The 1,139-nt window shown below is 69.3% G+C and carries 2 protein-coding genes and 1 pseudogene; all 3 read right to left on the reverse strand.

The features are described 5' to 3' along the window. A pseudogene (locus tag FW784_RS14030) lies at positions 1-164 on the reverse strand (acetyl-CoA carboxylase biotin carboxyl carrier protein); the annotation flags it as partial. 61 nt (positions 165-225) lie between these two features. Further along, positions 226-693: a type II 3-dehydroquinate dehydratase gene (gene aroQ, locus FW784_RS14035; RefSeq protein ID WP_149353938.1), complete on the reverse strand. Its 468-nt coding sequence runs from the start codon at positions 691-693 to the stop codon at positions 226-228. A gap of 94 nt (positions 694-787) precedes the next feature. Next, on the reverse strand, positions 788-1,139 hold a 352-nt coding region (locus tag FW784_RS14040), incomplete at its 5' end, for a TlpA disulfide reductase family protein (protein WP_149353939.1).

Genomic DNA, 1,139 nt, shown 5'->3' on the forward strand with positions numbered 1-1,139 from the left:
GCGGGCGCGGCCTGCGCAGCCGGTGCCGGTGCGTAGGCGACCTCGACCGGGCGCGAGGCGTTGCGCGCCAGGCGCACGGTCTCCTCGCCTTCCTTGATCTCGATCTCGGTAAGGTTGCTCGCCTCGAGCAGGTCGATCAGTTTCTTGATTTTGCGCAGGTCCATGGCGGGCCTCGGGCTGGGATGCGGGGACGATCGACGCGCGTTGGCGGACGATCGCGACGGGTCAGGAACGATTGGCGTTGGCGGCGGCGCGCTTGTCGAGCCAGGTCAGCGCGGCCTCCATGGCGAAGCGGTAGCTGTCGGCGCCGAAGCCGCAGATCACGCCCATGGCGAGGTCGCTGAAATAGCTCTGCCTGCGGAACGCCTCGCGCGCATGCGGGTTCGACAGGTGCACTTCGATGAAGGGCAGGCCGACCGCCGCGATCGCGTCGCGCAGCACCACGCTGGTATGCGTGAGGCCGGCGGGGTTGATGATGATGAAGTCGGTGCCGTCGCCCCGGGCGGCATGCAGGCGATCGACGAGCACGTGCTCGGCATTGGACTGCAGCGACTCAAGCATGTGGCCGTGCGATTCGGCGTCGCCCTTCAGGGCGCGGTCGATAGCAGCGAGCGATGTCCGCCCGTAGATTCCCGGCTCGCGCTCGCCGAGCAGGTTGAGGTTGGGGCCATGGATGACGAGCAGCTTGGCCATGTCGGGGCCTTTGGACAGCGAAGCGGCGCAGTCTGCGCCCTGCCGTGAAACCTGTCCAGACGTTCGCTACCGTATCGCCGACGTTGGGCGAAATTCAATTGCTCGTTCGAGCGACGATCGCGGCCCAGTGGTCGAGGTCGCCCGCTTCGAGCGGGCCGGCATGTTGCGCGAGGATCCGCCCATCCGCGCTCACCAGGACGCTGAAGGGCAGCACGCCGCGGTCGTCGCCCAGGCGCGCGCTCGCGTCGGCCGGGCCGGGGACGTCCATGAAGATCGGATAGCCGACCGGGCGCGCGCGAAGGAAGGCACGCACGGCGGCGGGATCGTCCAGCGCGATGCCGACGACCTGCACCCCGCCGGCGCCCTGGGCCCGCGCGAACGCATCCAGTGCCGGCATCTCGCGGATGCAGGGTGCGCACCAGCTGGCCCACACGTTCACCAGCGTC

The sequence above is a fragment of the Cognatilysobacter lacus genome, from assembly GCF_008274655.1.
GTDB lineage: Bacteria > Pseudomonadota > Gammaproteobacteria > Xanthomonadales > Xanthomonadaceae > Cognatilysobacter > Cognatilysobacter lacus.